Genomic DNA, 16946 nt, shown 5'->3' on the forward strand with positions numbered 1-16946 from the left:
CTATATGGAAGTAATTAATTTTGGTACTCTGCAAGCCATGCATGTTTAAAATTTTATCTTGTTTCTCATTATTATGGAGCACGCACAAATTGATCGTGGAAAAAAGAAATACAATTCTTACTGTCAGCCAACTTAATCGACAAGTTAAAAGCTATCTTGAAAATGAATTAGGTACAGTTCATGTTGAAGGAGAACTCTCTAATTTGAGTAAACCAGTCTCCGGACATTTTTACTTTACATTAAAAGATAATAATGCCCAAATTCGTTGTGTTTACTTTAAAAACCGCCATGCCACTGGTCTTGCAAACAAATTGTTTGACGGTCAACATATAGTCGCTAGTGGAAGGTTAAGCCTGTATGAAGCACGGGGCGATTATCAATTAATCGTGGAGCAAATTACCGAAGCCGGCTTGGGAGCCCTCTATCAACGTTTTGAAGAATTAAAAAACAAACTTTCTTCCGAAGGTTTATTTGATTCAATTAAAAAAAGACCCATTCCATCAATGCCTCGCGCCATTGGAGTTATCACTTCAACTACCGGAGCTGCGATTCGCGATATATTATCCACTCTGGCCCGACGATTTCCGTTAGCTGATGTCTTCATCTATCCAAGTGAAGTTCAAGGCGCCGGTGCTGCACTTCAGTTGATTAATGCATTAAAACATGCCAATACAGAAAAACGATGTGATGTGCTTCTGCTTGCACGAGGTGGTGGAAGCATTGAAGACTTATGGGCGTTTAATGATGAACAATTGGCACGAACTATTGCAAACAGCTCAATTCCTATTGTATCCGGCGTGGGCCATGAAACAGATTTTACAATTGCCGACTTTGTAGCTGATTATAGAGCGGAAACACCTACAGCCGCTGCAACAGCAGTGACGCCAGACTGTAATGAGTTGTTTAAATTATTAAATCATTCGATCTCTCGCTTGTCTGAAGCAATGCACCGATTTTTGCAAAAATATCAGGTTAAATTACAGCACTTAATCGACAAAATATCGTCACCACAAAAAGCGATTGCCAGTTATTGGCAAACGACCGATTATTTGGAGCGACAATTGATTGCTGGCATATACTCGATCATCAAACAGAAAACACATCAGCTCCATCTGTGCACCAATCATTTGAATGCCCAAAATCCCAAAACACAAATCAAACAAACAGAAATGCTTTTACAAAAAATCGCAGCACAATTAATCCAGCTAATGCAAAATAAGATCAACCAACTCCAATATCAATTAAGAACACAATTATCTACCTTGCATGCCGTTAGCCCCTTGGCTACACTGGATAGAGGATATGCTATTGCAACGAAAAAAAATAAAGTAGTGTTTTCCAGCCAACAAGTAAATATTGGCGATACAATCGATATACGCTTGGCACAAGGTAATTTAACTTGCGAAATAACCCAAATACATGAGTAAAAAGTGCTTGAAGAATTAAATAATAGTCTGAGTTGGATTATAAGCCAAACAAAAAATAATATTCCAATTCTGGAAATTATTTTATTGATTCCCTGGCTTTTCTTCTTTGTCAGTCAGGTCTATAAAAAAATCTTAATCCTGGGCATTATTCCAAGGCATCTTCGTGGCTTACCTGGCATTATATTTGCTCCGCTTTTGCACTCAAATTTCAACCATATATTTTTTAACTCGATTCCCTTGGTAGTTTTAAGTAATTTCATATTAATTAATGGGCTTAACTACTTTCTTGTCGTTACCGTTATGATTACTCTTTTAAGCGGAATTGCGATTTGGTGTTTCGCTAAACCTGGTTTGCATGTAGGTGCTAGCGGACTTATCACTGGTTACTGGGGTTTTTTAGTTAGTAATATCTATCAAAACGGCACATTAACTACCATAATTCTGGGTGTCATTAGTCTCTATTACTTTGCCGGTATTTTCTTTGGTATTTTTCCCAGAGATAAAGGGGTATCCTGGGAAGCACATTTATTTGGCCTTTTAGCTGGCTTAGCTACAAGTTATCTATTTGTACTTTATCCTAATTTGTTACAAGCAATTCAAGTGCAACCTAATGGTTTATAAAATATCGGGGTTGTTTACATTTTGCTCGCTTGTACCTCAATGCCCGATTTTCGAATTTCGAATTGCAGAAAATCAGGACTGCTTGGGCAAGATAGTAGAAATTTAAACAGACCCTATGCTATTCTAAAAAGAAAAATAATTCGAGAAATCAAGATGCGGTCACTTAAAACTCTTTTCTGTATTGGTATATTAAGTTTTCTTATTTCACCAGCATACGCCCAATCTCAGTATATTTCCGGTTGTTGTAGTCAAATGGGCGGCGTGAGCTATTGTGATTCATCAGCAGGTCGTCTTGTTTGTAAAAATGGTTTTTACTCTACTTGTTATTGCACACCACATGCCGTAATGGATCTACAATTATTTCGTGGTTGCTGCTTATGGAAAGGCGGCGTTGTTTCTACCTACAGCGTAACTGGATTCGTTGTATGTAATGATGGATCAATTTCAGAAGAGTGCTCTTTACGTCCAGGAGAGAAAATTGCAGCTTGGTAGGTTTCCGATATATACTTCGCAGCTTATTTTCATGCTGCGTAGTATCGCTCGCCAGGAACGCATATGCTTGACCGAATACAATCCACCCTCACCCTACTAAAACGGCAAAAACCCTTAATACTTTGCCTAACTAATTACGTCACTATGGATTTTATGGCGAATAGCCTTTTGGCTTTGGGTGCTGCGCCACTTATGTCTGAATCTCAAGATGAAATTGAAGAGTTGGTCTCTATAAGTCAGGCAGTATATCTTAATATAGGCACTTTGAATGATGGATTTATGGACAGAGCTCGATTTGCAGCAAACATAGCAAACTCGATAGGAAAACCACTAATTCTTGATCCAGTTGGCGCAGGAGCAAGTAAACTTCGAACATCTGCAGCCATGGAGTTATTTTCTTATGCTCAAGTCATCAGAGGCAATGCCAGTGAAATCATTTCATTAGCGGGTGCTCACGGAAGTACTAAAGGAGTTGAAAGCTCAGATCCTGTAACTAAAGCAATCAACAGCGCGCATAGGCTGGCAAAATCACAAAAAACAGTTGTAATTAGTGGTCCTGAGGATTTTATTACTAATGGAGTAGACGAGAATATACTGCCATTTGGCTCTAAGCTCATGCCACTGATCACTGGAATGGGCTGTACAATGACTGCTGTTCTTAGTGCCTTTGTTGCGTGCCACTCCAATCATTTTCAAGCTGCAGTTGAAGCAACTGCCTATTTTGGCTTATGCGGGCAATTGGCTCACGAGCGAGTCAAAGGGCCTGCCACATTCAAAGAAACATTTATTAATAATCTATTTGATCCTGACTGGATTTCAATGTCAAAAGCGATTACGAGAATTTAGTTATGCGATATAAAGCCTTATCTATAGCAGGATTTGATGGCTCAGGTGGAGCAGGAATTCAAGCTGACTTAAAAACATTTTCTGCTTTAGGTTGCTATGGAATGACTGTACTTACGGCACTACCTGTACAGAATACATGTGGTGTAAGACACTGTTACACTATTCCATTGCAAGCTATAGAAGATCAACTAAATGCTATATTTGATGACATTAAACCAGACAGTATAAAAATAGGTATGCTCTTCAGTAATGAAATCATTGAATTAGTTTCCTCATTTCTTAAAAGAAAAGCCATAGATATTCCTGTTGTCATTGACCCTGTAACAGTTGCTAAAAGTGGAGACCCATTATTATTGCCCGAGGCTGTTGATTCATTGATAACACAACTTATGCCCCTTGCTACTGTGATTACCCCTAATCTGCCAGAAGCATCTACTTTTACAGGAACAACTGCATCATCTGAAAAAGAAATGCTGTATGTTGGACAAAAGCTGCTTGAACTTGGCCCTAAATACGTTTTACTCAAAGGCGGACATCTTTTGCACTCAGAAGAATCAAATGATTTGTTAATAGGATCAAACGGAGATACTCATTGGTTTGCAAGCCCAAGAATTAATTCTAAAAATACCCACGGAACTGGATGTACCCTTTCTGCAGCAATAACAGCCTGCCTAGCTCAAAAAATTGACTTGGTTTCGGCATGCAGTATTGCAAAAAAATATTTATTTAATGCCATACAGGCAGCAAAAGAAAATTGCGTTGGTCAAGGAAATGGACCAGTCCATCATTTTTACCATCTATGGCCAGTACAATTATTAGATATTTAAAACATATCCGTTCTATCTGAGCTGATGCTTATTCACTACTCATGCTTTTTGGGCTACTGACTCTTGATGTTGTTCAATTAGCTCCCCAAAACACAAGGCACTGAAAAGAATTAATAAGTAACCTATTGTTGAATAACAAAATATAGTATCGGAGAAAGATAACACACAAAAAGAAACCAATAACCCCAAAAGAAATGGTTTCATTTCTTTAAGCTTGAAGGCAGTAACAAATAACGTGCCTATAAAAAAAAGAAAAAGAACAATCCCTATTAAACCCAGTTCTGCAAGCGTTAACCAATATTGACCATGAGGTTCATTAAGTTTCTTCCCCCAGGCAGGTATAGGTTGCTCTTGAGCAAAGCTGTATTGAAAACCTCCTGTGCCTACTCCTATCAGGGGATGTTTTTCAAATAAAGATTGAGCATATTGATGAAACTGAATTCTAAACCCCAAAGAAGTATCTGCTTGATTGCGTTGCAAGAGCTTAATATCATCCATCATTATACGAACTCCATTTTGCATCACAGGACTCAGGGTATAGGCTAAACTCATTGCTCCTATAAATACTACAATTCCGATCAAAGCTTTTTTAAGAGGCAGTTTTAGCACAATCAATAAAGACATTAAAACACCGTAGATAATGTAGCCTGTTCTCCCAGGATTAAGAAAAAATGTCTGATATGTTCCCAAAACAACCATAATTAAATAGATAATTCGTAACCCTTTATTTATATTCGGGCGTAATAGTAAAATTGCTGCAAAATAAACACCCAAGGCTACCATAAACCCAGTAATAATGTGATTGTAAAATACATCAGCAGGATCTATGGAATGAAACATTAATAACTGTTCGTCCTTCAGCACTGAAAGAACGCAAGTCAATAGCATGGTTAGTATATAGCTATTTAAAACCCAGATTCTTGTTTTGGGTTTAATAAAGCCTACAGCAAGCACTGGCAGAAAAATTAACTTGGAATATTTATCGATAACATTGTATTGCAATGAGAACGGTGCTTCCGACCAAAAGCAACCGATAATGACAAAAAGAAATAAGCCAATGGCAGCTCGAGCCCATAATGTATTAAAAGAATAATACAAGTATTGTCTGTAATAAGGAGCAAGCACCAGAGCCACTAAGCTAATCACCACTAAAATTGACTTAACACTAACACTTATAGGGATAAAAAACGCTAGCAAAACAAGCAGCATTGGTATTAGTAAATTATTTATTCCTTCTAACAAGCTCAGTCTCAAATTAATTCCTCTGTGCTTTTGGGCAATTGATCGATATTGCTGTCTTGATACAATTGTTTAACACCGCGATAAAAAGTACCTTGTGCATTAAACACTGCAAATAAAAAACCTATTCTGCCATCCAAAAAACCACGTTGCAAGATATAACATCTGAAAAACATCCATGAAGTACTTGCCATTGTTTTAATAAAACTGGATCTTCTCTTATTCAAGATGTATGTCTTTGCACTGTAAGATGAATATTTATTCATCTTATATAAAACATGACTCACATCTTTAAATGAGTGATGCATAATAACATTTTTGATTTTCCCAATTCGTGTGCCCTCTGGAAGTACTATTTTTTCATGCACAATGTCATTACTGAAATAGGCGTTTGCACGTTTAAAAAGACGAACGTGACGTTTAGGGCTAGAAGAATATTTTAAGGGTTGATTATAGAAATACATTTGAATTGCGATTCTGAAAGCATCGGCTGCATTCGACGACATGGCCAAAATGATTTCTTGCTGCAATTCCTCACTGACCGACTCATCAGCATCAAGATTTAATACCCAATCGCCTGTAGCTTTTGATAATGCTCTTTGTTTTTGGGCACCATAACCCGGCCAGTCTGTAGAGAAAACGTGTTCAGTGTATTCTTTGGCAATCGCTACTGTGTTATCGGTACTTCCCGAATCCAGTACGACTACTTCATCGGCAAATCGTACGGATTCGAGACATCTTCTAATATTTCTCTCTTCATTTTTAGTTATTATTATTACAGTCAATGACATTTAAAAAACACCCTCTCTATGATCATGACTGTCAAAATGCAGCTTACCGTCTTTTACTTTTAAGGTGACATGTCCACCATGCATCAATTTACCGAATAAAAGCTCATCAGCCAGTGGTTTTTTTACATTTTCTTGAATCAATCGAGCCATCGGACGAGCCCCCATCACTTTGTCATAACCATGCTCAATAAGCCACTCACGAGCCATTTTATCGACGTTGAAAGTAACGCCCTTATGACTTAATTGCTCATCCAACTCCATAATGAACTTATCAACAACCAAACCAATTGTCACAGCATCCAATGGAGCAAAATTAATAATTGCATCGAGTCTGTTTCTAAACTCAGGACTAAATTGCTTTTTAATAACCTCAAGCCCATCATTGCTGTTATCTTGTTGTGAAAAGCCAATGGAATTTCGTACCATCTCCCCTGCCCCTGCATTAGAGGTCATTACCAGAATAATATGTCTAAAATCAGCTTGACGGCCATTCGTATCGGTTAAGGTACCATGATCCATAATTTGCAACAGTAAATTAAATACATCTGGATGTGCTTTTTCTATTTCATCAAGTAACAACACTGCATGAGGATTTTTAGTCACTGCTTCAGTCAACAAACCACCTTGATCATAACCAACATATCCTGGAGGTGCACCAATTAAACGTGAAACGGTATGCTTTTCCATGTATTCAGACATATCAAAGCGTAATAATTCTATGCCTAAAACATTGGCCAATTGTCTGGTTACTTCTGTTTTTCCAACCCCCGTTGGTCCAGCAAATAGGAAACATCCTACTGGCTTTTGGGGATCTCTAAGTCCTGAACGACCTAATTTAATGGCAGAAGCTAACGCAGTGATCGCTTGATCTTGCCCATAGACTAAGAGTTTCAAATCACGTTCTAAATTACGTAACGTATCTTTATCACGAGCAGATACTTTCTTGATAGGTATGCGTGCAATTTTTGCAACAACACTCTCGATTTCGGTGACACTAATGATTTTCTTGCGTTTACTCGCCGTTAATAAATTCTGATAGGCGCCTGCCTCGTCAACCACATCGATTGCTTTATCAGGTAAAAATCGGTCATTGATGTATTTTGCAGATAATTCAGCAGCTGCTTTTAGTGCAGGAATAGTGAATTTCACACCATGATGCTCTTCTAATCGTCCTTTTAACCCTTTCAATATTTCAAAAGTTTCATCTACTGTAGGTTCAGGTATATCAATTTTTTGGAAACGTCTTGCTAAAGCTCTATCTTTTTCAAAAATACCTCGGTATTCCTGATACGTTGTAGAACCAATACATTTTAGCTCACCGTTTGCCAACAAGGGTTTAATTAGATTAGATGCATCCATAACACCACCTGATGCAGCTCCAGCACCAATAATTGTATGAATTTCATCAATGAACAATACGGCACCATCTTGTTGACCTAATTGTTTTAACACCGCCTTTAACCGTTTTTCAAAATCACCACGATATTTGGTTCCAGCAAGCAAAGCACCTAAGTCAAGGGAATAGACAACACAATCACGGATCGCGTCGGGTATTTCACCATCTACAATGCGTCGAGCTAAGCCTTCAGCGATTGCAGTTTTACCTACCCCGGCTTCGCCGACAAGCAATGGATTATTTTTTCGACGTCGGCATAATACCTGAATAGTACGCTGTATTTCTTCATGACGTCCAATCAACGGATCAATCTTTCCTTGTTTCGCACGTCGGTTGAGGTTCGTACAATAACTTTCCAGAGGTGATTCATTACCCTCTGATGAGCTCATATCATCTTCCATAGAGTTCATGTTTTCGTGCATATCATTGTTTTGATACTTGGAAACTCCATGAGAGATATAATTAATTACATCAAGCCGTGTAATGTTTTCACGACGTAAAAAATAAACTGCTTGACTTTCTTGTTCGCTAAAAATTGCTGCTAAAACGTTAGCACCAGTTACTTCAGTTTTTCCTGCAGATTGAACATGAAATACAGCACGTTGCAACACACGTTGAAAACCAAGTGTAGGTTGAGTTTCTCTATCCAATTCATCTTCAGGAATTCTGGGAGTCGTTTCATCAATGAATTCAATTAAATCGCGGCGTAATGCTTCAATATTTGCATCACAAGCTTGCAATACACTTCCTGCCGCTGGGTTATCAAGCAATGACAACAACAAATGCTCAACTGTCATAAATTCATGACGCTTCTCTTTTGCTTCCTTGAAGGCTAAATTCAAGGTGAATTCAAGTTCTTTATTTAACATTGTCGTTGCTCCTCTTCAGCCCACAGCAAATTACTCGGGTTCCATGCTGGATAGCAATGGGTGCTGATTCATTCTGGCGTATTCATTTACCAGTGCTACTTTTGTTTCTGCTATATCTCGTGTAAATACCCCACACACGCCTTTTCCTTGGATATGAACCTGTAACATCACCTGAATGGCAATTTCTTCATTTAGGTGAAAAAAATGCTTCAGTACCTCAACTACAAAATCCATAGGTGTATAATCATCATTGAGCAACACTACTTTGTACTTTCTAGGCAGTCTGTTTTCCGTGCTTAACTCCGGTTCAGCGACTTTATGCCTTACAATTTCCTCTAGATTTTGCCCGCTCATAACATACAACCTCTATACTATTTTTATAGACTCCCTACGCACTTTTGGCCAGTAAAATCATCTATTTTTAATGAAAAAATTAGTCTTTGAAATAATCAAAAACATATTGATTAGATAACATTCATTTAAGGTCTAAATTGTAATGGTATGGAAGTAGCCTCTGATGAAAATACAAAATTGGAAATAATCCTAACTTCTATTGCATTTTACTGAGGCTACATTTCATCCATACGATTTACATATGTTTAATTATTTCATCTCCAAAGCCAGAGCTGCTCACCAAAGTTGCTCCGCTCATACCACGTTCAAAATCATAGGTCACTGTTTTAGCTGCGATAGCAGCTTGCATGCCTTTGATAATTAAATCAGCTGCTTCATTCCATCCCATATGACGTAACATCATTTCAGCAGATAGAATAATAGACCCAGGGTTTACTTTATTCTTTCCTGCATATTTTGGTGCTGTTCCATGTGTTGCTTCAAATACAGCAACATCATCACTTATATTGGCACCTGGAGCGATACCAATACCGCCTACTTGGGCAGCTAAAGCATCAGAAATATAATCACCGTTTAAGTTAAGTGTAGCAATTACGCTATAATCTTCCGGTCTTAAAAGAATTTGTTGCAAGAACGCATCAGCAATTACATCATTGATGATGATTTGCTTGCCAGTTTTTGGATTCTTGAATTCCATCCAAGGACCACCTTCATATTCTTTGGCACCAAAAACATCACGTGCAACTTGATAGCCCCAATCTTTAAATGCACCTTCAGTAAACTTCATAATATTGCCTTTATGAACCAAAGTTACTGTATGGCGGTCATTATCAATTGCATATTGGATTGCGGCTCTTACCAAACGCATCGTTCCTTCTTTAGAAACTGGTTTGATGCCTATGCCACAATTCTCGGGAAAACGGATTTTTTTAACACCCATATCCTTTATTAAGAATTCAATCACTTTCTTAGCTTCTGGAGAATCAGCCTTCCATTCAATACCAGCATAGATATCCTCAGAGTTTTCCCTAAAAATAACCATATCGGTTTTCTCAGGTTCTTTAAGTGGACTTGGGACGCCGGTAAAATATCGAATTGGGCGCAAACAAGTATAAAGATCCATTTCTTGACGAATAGCGACGTTGAGTGAGCGAATTCCGCCTCCAACTGGAGTTGTCAGGGGGCCTTTAATCGAAACAACATATTTTTTCATCGCATCTAAAGTTTCTTTAGGTAACCATTGATCAGCACCATAAACTTTAGTTGCTTTTTCGCCGGCATATACTTCCATCCAGGCAATTTTTCTCTTATCGCCATATGCTTTTGCAACAGCAGCATCAACAACTCGAATCATTGGCGGGGTTACATCAACACCAATTCCATCTCCTTCAATAAAAGGAATAATGGGATTATTAGGTACACGAAGTGACAGATCAGCAGCAACTGTAATAGCCTCACCATGTGAAGGCACTTTGATTTTATCGTATGTCATTGACAACTCCGTAAAATTAGAGAAAAGGCAATGATAGCATGTGATAGATTGGAATCCCAAGTACCATTTTTATTTAATTGTCTATGCTTGAATGTTTACTATGCATGTTGCAACATTTTGATCTGCTCAACAAGTTGATCATATCCTGCTTCAACATTGATATAGTCATTTTTTGCAAGATATATTGACAATGATCCATCATCTGTTGCAGAAGGTTTTTGCAAAATTCCATTGTAGCCTTTGCTTTTTAAACGAAGAAAATCATTAATTTTGGTGACTAAATAAAAATTACGGAAATAATTTTCCGGAATCATGTGTATCGCCTGTGCATCTTTTTCCAGAGTGTTTCCTGGTAAATAATCTTTAAGTGAATAAGTTGAATTATTATGAACAGCAACTATTTTCCCCTTTGGCAGTAACTGTTTTATTTTATTTGCCAACTTATTTACTTCCTGATGTGCCTGCGGATTATATTGACCAAACTGCAAAAGCGTTTTTTTGATCCCATTATCTGTAAAAATTCGATTTGGATCAAACTCATAACGTTGGTTATTTAAATGAAAGACAATATTGCGACCACCGGAATGTACTAAAGCAATAAGACCTCCACCATCCTTCTGGATTACAGCCTGAGCTGCTTTTAAAGCGGTTTGTTCATTATGGTGTAAGTGAACAAAGGTCTTACCTCTACCCACAATGTGCTTAATTTCAACTTTTTCATCACCAACCATTACAATATGATTCATCGCATACGTAAATTGACAAAAAAAGAGAGAAACCAAGATTGTGTATTTCATAAACAATTTTCACCATAAAGTATAATTTTTGCGTTATTGTATAAGAATTAACCTACAAAAACAATGAATTGAATTTTAGAATTGCCCATAATGTGGAAAACTCCTACTATAAGCAGACTAGAAACTCGTTTTATATCATGCTTAATGCCAGAAATTATATTATTGAATAAACCTTATGGTGTCGTCAGCCAATTCTCTGGTGATGCTCCGGAACACACATTAACTGCTTTTATTAATAAACCGGGGTTTTACGCAGCAGGACGGTTAGATAAAAACAGTGAAGGCCTGTTATTATTAACGAATCATGGAGCCCTACAACATCAGCTAACCCATCCCAAATTCAATAAACGGAAGTATTATTGGGTTCAAGTTGAAGGCATACCTAATGAACTAGATTTAGTTCCTCTTAAAAAAGGTTTAGTTCTTAAGGATATTAGCTTTTTACCTGCCGAAGTCAGACTGATTGATGAACCTCAATTATGGCCACGTATTCCTCCTATTCGCTTCCGGAAAAATATTCCTACCAGTTGGCTGGAAATTATTTTAAAAGAAGGAAAAAATCATCAAGTTCGTAAAATGACTGCGGCAATTGGGTTTCCTACGTTAAGATTAGTTCGCCATCAAATTGGTGACTGGAAATTAGAGAATTTACAACCTGGTGAGTACCGAATAATACATCATCAATTCAAATAACCCGACCGGCATGGGAATTCAACCAGGGTTCTCCATGCTATAGTACAGTGACAAGATGCAGGCTCCTTCGTTGCCTTGGGATGACGACTTAACGATAAACCAGACGTTTTAGCAAGGTATCTTCACCAAGCAGGCGAATCCATGGCCAGACAAACATTCCTACCAATGCGCTAGCTAAAGGCATGAATAAACTATAGTTGAAACCGAGAAGAGCTGTAATTAAAGAGATAATCGATTGGTATAAAAGACAAAAGAATCCAATCAAGAAGATTTGCTGCATCATGGAAAAAAATTGAAATCGTCTTGATTTGCTGGAAGCAATCCAGGTCACCAATAACAAGGCAAATGAATGCTCTCCAATTACCGTTGCCAATAAGACATCCAATAATAATCCCACAAACAGTAATGTAGTCAGTCTAAAGTTACCCGGTAAAAAATACTCTATATAAAGCACGAGTAATAAAACCCAGGGAGGTCTAAAAGCAGAGATTAATTCAGGCATAGGCAATATAGACAAAAGAAGAGCAACAATAAATCCCAAGAATAAACGTATGCGAAGATTTCTCATCACATAGTCTCCTTAGCATTTAAACGTTCATTAATTTGTGTATTTAACTGCTCTTGCTCCGCATCTTGCCATATCAGCAATACCAACCGATTACGATTAAGTAGTGCAACAGGTTTTACTTTAACCTTAACAAAATCTTCACCAGGGATGCTATTCACTTCTTCCACACTCCCCACAGGGTAACCTTCAGGGTAGTGCCTATCCAAACCTGAAGTAACTAGTACATCGCCAGGATGAATCGACGAAGTTTTGGGTAAATTAATTAAAGATAATTTCTCTATATCATTTGTTCCAACAAGAATTGCGCGCTCCCCCGTGCGATTATTGCGCACAGGAACAGCGCTCTTAGAGTCAGAAATAAGTAAGACTGTACTTGTTATAGGACCAACATCAACAATTTGCCCCATAACGCCTTTAGCGTCTAAAACGGGTTGTCCTACATAGGCGCCATCGCGTTTTCCTTTATTTAAAATAACTATCTGACGTGAATTGCTCGTATCAACAGCAAGAATTTGTGCCGCCATTGCACTCATGTCTGCTTTTGAAGAGGTAAGGAGCAATTCTTTTAATTGTGAGTTTTCTTTTTGTATTATGATTAATTTTTGTAACTCTGCTTCCAACATGGTTTGCTGATAGCGTAATTGCATATTTTCAGCAATTAAAGCTTTTTTCGCGCTAACCAGCGACTGTACCCAGCCAATAACGCGTACAGGATAATCTACTGCGTATTGCAAAGGAGCAACAACAAGGGAAAAACCACTACGCACGTTATCTAAATAACGATAATGGTAATCAGAGAACATCAAAAAAACAGAAAAGACAAGAGCGAGCACAAATCCTATAGAACTGTACCCGCGTCTACTAAATAATCTGTTATACGTACTATTCTGTTGAGAGGAAATCACCGCCGCGTAAATCCATGGTTTCTAAAGCTTTACCACCACCACGTGCTACACAGGTCAGCGGATCTTCAGCAATTAATACAGGTAAACCAGTTTCTTCCATGAGCAAAGTATCTATGTTTTTCAACAGAGCACCACCTCCAGTTAAAACCATACCCCGCTCAGCAATGTCAGCTGCCAACTCAGGTGGAGCTAATTCTAGAGCGGCTCTCACTGCACCAACAATACCGGATAACGGTTCTTGCAGTGCTTCTAAAATTTCTGCGCTAGTCAAAATAAAACTACGGGGAACACCTTCAGCAAGGTTTCTGCCGCGAACTTCAATTTCAAATAAATCGCGGCTTGGGAAGGCTGAGCCAATTTCATGCTTAATGCGTTCTGCAGTAGTTTCCCCAATAAGTGTGCCATAGTTACGACGTACATAAGATACAATCGCATCATCAAACTTATCGCCACCGATACGAACGGATTGATGATAAACTATTCCACTTAAGGAAATAATCGCAACTTCCGTTGTACCACCACCTATATCCACAACCATAGAGCCACTGGCTTCTTCAACTGGCATTCCAGACCCTAAAGCAGCTGCCATAGGCTCTTCAATAAGAAATACTTCGCGAGCACCAGCACCCATTGCTGATTCGCGAATCGCACGACGTTCTACTTGTGTGGAACCACAAGGAACACAAACTAAAACTCGTGGACTTGGACGTAAGAATTTATTTTCATGAACTTTATGAATGAAATGCTGCAGCATTTTTTCAGTAACAAAAAAGTCAGCAATCACTCCATCTTTCATTGGTCTAATGGCATTGATGTTTCCTGGGGTTCTTCCCAACATGCGCTTCGCTTCAAGGCCTACAGCGGCAACACGTTTTTGTCCTGATTCATTACGTAAAGCAACTACAGAGGGTTCATTTAGAACAATCCCTTTATCTCTCACATAAATCAATGTATTAGCTGTCCCCAAATCAATCGATAAATCATTGGAGAACACGCCCCTTAATTTTCTGAACATAAGCCGCACTATCCCATTCTTTTTTTTGCGCTACTTTATACTAAATTTGGATAAAAATCGACAGTTCTTACACAACAATTTAAAATTAAACAGTGAATTTTTATACATGAAGAGAATTTTCAATTTTTGATAAATAATGAAAACAAAATAAACAACTTTAAATACTATTTATGTACATCCAGCAATCAAAATAATCAACTAATTATAAATTATTTATTCAAAGTTACAATTTTAAAACTGATGCAAATTATTATTATGATTCAATTTTCCATTTAAAATATATTTTGTAATCATTTTGATTATATTATATACTATCTGTCCTGACATAAATGAACTAAGCTAAGGTTTTTATTTATTATGCCCACCAGTTTAAAATCAAATGAATTATCGCAGTGGACCCATGGTGAACCTGATTTAATGGGTAAACTTCTTTTCAACCTTTTTTCATTTTTAAAAGAAGCGACTAATAAAGGCAAAGACAACGTCGAATATACAAAGGTAATGGAAAATATTGCTAATTTTATAAGCCTGCAAGGAGACCAGCGACTTCATATCCCTCAACATGGCAAAGCAGCAATTGATGCATCCGCATTGTTAGGCGCTTATTTACGTTTAGGAATAACGCTTAATAACAAGCCAATTGTTGAATTAAGCGATGAACAAATTGAGGTAGTGCATACTTTTGTTAAACCATTAATTCCCCAAGAATTTACACCAAAACAATTTTTTGACAGTCTCGATGGGTCCCCCTCCCAAAAGCATAAAACTATATTAAAACTTCTAATATTTAAAGACATACCTCCTCAAAAACAAAAGGAAATGTTCAAAGCCAAGTATGCAGAAAAAGTAAATAACCTCCTTGATTCAATCCTTAGCCTAGTTGATTTCATGCGAACTCCTTTTAGCATCTTACCTGAAGAGGAGAAGGCAGACATAGCTGAAGCAAAAAAATTGGGTAAGCAACCACGGACTTCCGGGATCGATTTGCGATGGACCTCAATGCATAAAGCCATTGAGCAAAGCTTGCAAGATATTATTCTTTTAAAAAAGGGCAAGGCAGAAGAAGCACACAAGTTTCTTAAAGATATAAAACCAGCGCTAAATCTATGTCAACAATGCTTTGGAATAGCTAATGCCCGTCATGAAGCACAAAAAGAATTTGCTGCAGAAGCCAGAAAACATCAAGAAGTTCTTAGTGAAACTTTTGAAGCTCTTGGTTTTCCAGAAGGCAATCAAGAGGAAATCAACCGGTATATTTCTGCATTTAGAAAAACTCTCATGGATAAAGATCCTGAGAATGCCGCAGCATTACAAGCCATGCCCCTTACTCAACTTATCAAAGTTTATGGCACTCAATGGCAAGCCGCTTTAGATAAAATGAAAAAGGAACTATCTGCTTCTAGGGAAGAGTTACAAAAGACACAGGAACAATTATCTCAAAGAATGATTACTTTAGAGGAGTCTAATCGTCAACTACAAATCCTACAACAAGAATATGAGCAAGTTAAGCTTGATGCTGATGAAGCAAGACGCAAGCTTACAGAACAGGGTTTAGAGCTTGAGCGACTAGAAAAAGTCGAGTCCACATCTAAAGAAACCATTGAAAAGCAAAAAAGAGAAATAGAGCAAAAAAGTATCGCTTTTCAAGAGCAGAGTACCGCTTTTGAACAGCTGAAGAGCAAATTACAGAATGTTCAAAGAGAAAATGAAGAGTTAAAAGGAAGCCTGATTTCTGCACAGAACCACGAGCAAACTATTCTTGAACTAAAAAATCAAATAGAAGTCTTGCAACGAGAAAATGGATTATTGCATCAACAACTTGAGATACAGCAACAAACTAAAAAATCATCAAGTGAAGTTAGCCCCGAAACTAGTCGACTTAAATCAGAATTGGAGTCTTTACAACAAAAATATAATTCATTAATTCAGCGAATAGAAGAAGGGAAGCAAATCAAGGAGCCTGCATCCGATTTGATGGATCTTAAAGCTCAGTTAGAGTTCTTGCAGCAAGAAAATGTTCAACTCAAAGAATTATTGCTTAAAGCCCAACAACCATTACACGTAGCAAATAGTTCAATACAGCAAGTCGAATTACCCGCTGATAAAATAAAACTTGATCTATGCATCGCCCTTGGAAAATTGCGTTTAAATGCAGAAGAGACAAGCAATATAGAGCAACGAATAATTAAATGTAACGATAAAAAAGGTTTATCAGAAATATTCACTGAAATTAAGCGATTGGAAAAGATTAATGGCATTATTGAAACAGTAAATAAGGGAATTTTAGAACGAGCTGGTTTTTTCTCCTCTGATCCGCATAAGAAAATTGAGGCAATTGAAACAGCATTCCATCAGCTGTCGATTGAAGACAAAAATAAATTAGCCACATTGTCTGAACAACAAATAAATGATGAATTGAATAAAGAAAAAGGTAAAGAAAGTGATATCGGTAAACTTCTTAAAGCAATTCATCATAAAAGGGGGTTTATTCCGATTCGAGCAGCAACAAGTTTTACATTCTTTAAGAGCGAAATTAGTCATTTAAAAATTGATTTGGAAGCGATTAAAGTACCTGAACAAGTACTCTAAAAAATTTAATTCACGTGTCACTGTT

16 protein-coding genes are annotated in these 16946 nt (G+C 37.5%); 7 read left to right on the forward strand and 9 right to left on the reverse strand.

Annotation, left to right across the window (positions count from 1 at the left end; translation table 11 throughout):
* Positions 1-41: 41 nt before the first annotated feature.
* The 5 genes from xseA (at position 42) to thiD (ending at position 4213) form a co-directional block, all read left to right on the forward strand.
* Positions 42-1427 carry an exodeoxyribonuclease VII large subunit gene (xseA, locus tag ELY20_RS09680; protein ID WP_199739198.1) on the forward strand — a complete coding sequence of 462 codons (1386 nt, stop codon included), beginning with the start codon at positions 42-44 and terminating at the stop codon, positions 1425-1427.
* 3 nt (positions 1428-1430) lie between these two features.
* On the forward strand, positions 1431-2048 hold the full coding sequence (locus ELY20_RS09685) for a rhomboid family intramembrane serine protease (protein WP_110143481.1): 618 nt from the start codon (positions 1431-1433) through the stop codon (positions 2046-2048).
* A 153-nt stretch (positions 2049-2201) separates the two neighbouring features.
* Positions 2202-2540 (forward strand): neurogenic locus notch, encoded by a 339-nt coding sequence (locus ELY20_RS09690; RefSeq protein WP_110143506.1) that lies wholly within the window; start codon positions 2202-2204, stop codon positions 2538-2540.
* A gap of 63 nt (positions 2541-2603) precedes the next feature.
* Complete coding sequence (gene thiM / locus ELY20_RS09695; protein WP_110143482.1) at positions 2604-3386, forward strand: hydroxyethylthiazole kinase; 783 nt, start codon at positions 2604-2606, stop codon at positions 3384-3386.
* Between the two features lie 2 nt (positions 3387-3388).
* A complete protein-coding gene (thiD, locus tag ELY20_RS09700) occupies positions 3389-4213 on the forward strand; it encodes a bifunctional hydroxymethylpyrimidine kinase/phosphomethylpyrimidine kinase (protein ID WP_110143483.1) in 825 nt (274 codons plus the stop codon).
* Between the two features lie 39 nt (positions 4214-4252).
* Here thiD and ELY20_RS09705 read toward each other — a convergent pair whose 3' ends face one another.
* The 6 genes from ELY20_RS09705 to ELY20_RS09730 form a co-directional block, all read right to left on the reverse strand.
* Entirely contained in the window at positions 4253-5467 is a 1215-nt protein-coding gene (locus ELY20_RS09705) for an O-antigen ligase family protein (RefSeq protein ID WP_233590549.1), read from the reverse strand.
* Positions 5464-6243, reverse strand: a complete 780-nt coding sequence (locus ELY20_RS09710) for a glycosyltransferase family 2 protein (RefSeq protein WP_110143484.1) — start codon at positions 6241-6243, stop codon at positions 5464-5466. The genes ELY20_RS09705 and ELY20_RS09710 overlap by 4 nt, the downstream gene beginning before the upstream one ends.
* Positions 6244-8508: an ATP-dependent Clp protease ATP-binding subunit ClpA gene (gene clpA, locus ELY20_RS09715; protein ID WP_110143485.1), complete on the reverse strand. Its 2265-nt coding sequence runs from the start codon at positions 8506-8508 to the stop codon at positions 6244-6246.
* A 30-nt stretch (positions 8509-8538) separates the two neighbouring features.
* Complete coding sequence (gene clpS / locus ELY20_RS09720; RefSeq protein WP_110143486.1) at positions 8539-8862, reverse strand: ATP-dependent Clp protease adapter ClpS; 324 nt, start codon at positions 8860-8862, stop codon at positions 8539-8541.
* A 235-nt stretch (positions 8863-9097) separates the two neighbouring features.
* Positions 9098-10354, reverse strand: coding sequence for an NADP-dependent isocitrate dehydrogenase (gene icd / locus ELY20_RS09725; RefSeq protein WP_110143487.1), 1257 nt, complete (start codon positions 10352-10354; stop codon positions 9098-9100).
* Positions 10355-10452: 98 nt separating this feature from the next.
* On the reverse strand, positions 10453-11151 hold the full coding sequence (locus ELY20_RS09730; protein WP_199739199.1) for a protein tyrosine phosphatase: 699 nt from the start codon (positions 11149-11151) through the stop codon (positions 10453-10455).
* A gap of 144 nt (positions 11152-11295) precedes the next feature.
* Between ELY20_RS09730 and ELY20_RS09735 the strand changes: the two genes are divergently transcribed.
* Positions 11296-11844, forward strand: a complete 549-nt coding sequence (locus ELY20_RS09735) for a pseudouridine synthase (RefSeq protein WP_110143509.1) — start codon at positions 11296-11298, stop codon at positions 11842-11844.
* 88 nt (positions 11845-11932) lie between these two features.
* On the opposite strand, the gene mreD is transcribed toward ELY20_RS09735, so the two are convergent.
* The 3 genes from mreD to ELY20_RS09750 are packed head-to-tail and all read right to left on the reverse strand — an operon-like array spanning position 11933 to position 14332.
* Positions 11933-12412, reverse strand: coding sequence for a rod shape-determining protein MreD (gene mreD, locus ELY20_RS09740; protein ID WP_110143488.1), 480 nt, complete (start codon positions 12410-12412; stop codon positions 11933-11935).
* Positions 12412-13317: a rod shape-determining protein MreC gene (mreC, locus tag ELY20_RS09745; RefSeq protein ID WP_110143489.1), complete on the reverse strand. Its 906-nt coding sequence runs from the start codon at positions 13315-13317 to the stop codon at positions 12412-12414. Before mreC ends, mreD begins: the two co-directional genes overlap by 1 nt.
* Positions 13295-14332 carry a rod shape-determining protein gene (locus ELY20_RS09750; protein WP_003636696.1) on the reverse strand — a complete coding sequence of 346 codons (1038 nt, stop codon included), beginning with the start codon at positions 14330-14332 and terminating at the stop codon, positions 13295-13297. Before ELY20_RS09750 ends, mreC begins: the two co-directional genes overlap by 23 nt.
* Before the next feature lie 357 nt (positions 14333-14689).
* On the opposite strand from ELY20_RS09750, the gene ELY20_RS09755 reads away from it, so the two are divergent.
* A complete protein-coding gene (locus tag ELY20_RS09755; protein ID WP_110143490.1) occupies positions 14690-16921 on the forward strand; it encodes a coiled-coil domain-containing protein in 2232 nt (743 codons plus the stop codon).
* The last annotated feature ends 25 nt before the right edge of the window (positions 16922-16946 follow it).

This window comes from Legionella qingyii (genome assembly GCF_003990155.1).
Lineage (GTDB): Bacteria > Pseudomonadota > Gammaproteobacteria > Legionellales > Legionellaceae > Legionella > Legionella qingyii.

What these genes read in the sequence shown, in the direction of transcription:
- clpS (WP_110143486.1), bottom strand. Translation starts at nt 8,862, where the DNA reads ATGAGCGGGCAAAATCTAGAGGAAATTGTAAGGCATAAAGTCGCTGAA.
- ELY20_RS09710 (WP_110143484.1), bottom strand. Translation starts at nt 6,243, where the DNA reads ATGTCATTGACTGTAATAATAATAACTAAAAATGAAGAGAGAAATATT.
- thiM (WP_110143482.1), top strand. Translation starts at nt 2,604, where the DNA reads ATGCTTGACCGAATACAATCCACCCTCACCCTACTAAAACGGCAAAAA.
- clpA (WP_110143485.1), bottom strand. Translation starts at nt 8,508, where the DNA reads ATGTTAAATAAAGAACTTGAATTCACCTTGAATTTAGCCTTCAAGGAA.
- ELY20_RS09750 (WP_003636696.1), bottom strand. Translation starts at nt 14,332, where the DNA reads ATGTTCAGAAAATTAAGGGGCGTGTTCTCCAATGATTTATCGATTGAT.
- xseA (WP_199739198.1), top strand. Translation starts at nt 42, where the DNA reads ATGTTTAAAATTTTATCTTGTTTCTCATTATTATGGAGCACGCACAAA.
- ELY20_RS09730 (WP_199739199.1), bottom strand. Translation starts at nt 11,151, where the DNA reads ATGAAATACACAATCTTGGTTTCTCTCTTTTTTTGTCAATTTACGTAT.
- mreD (WP_110143488.1), bottom strand. Translation starts at nt 12,412, where the DNA reads ATGAGAAATCTTCGCATACGTTTATTCTTGGGATTTATTGTTGCTCTT.
- ELY20_RS09690 (WP_110143506.1), top strand. Translation starts at nt 2,202, where the DNA reads ATGCGGTCACTTAAAACTCTTTTCTGTATTGGTATATTAAGTTTTCTT.
- ELY20_RS09755 (WP_110143490.1), top strand. Translation starts at nt 14,690, where the DNA reads ATGCCCACCAGTTTAAAATCAAATGAATTATCGCAGTGGACCCATGGT.
- ELY20_RS09735 (WP_110143509.1), top strand. Translation starts at nt 11,296, where the DNA reads ATGCCAGAAATTATATTATTGAATAAACCTTATGGTGTCGTCAGCCAA.
- icd (WP_110143487.1), bottom strand. Translation starts at nt 10,354, where the DNA reads ATGACATACGATAAAATCAAAGTGCCTTCACATGGTGAGGCTATTACA.
- thiD (WP_110143483.1), top strand. Translation starts at nt 3,389, where the DNA reads ATGCGATATAAAGCCTTATCTATAGCAGGATTTGATGGCTCAGGTGGA.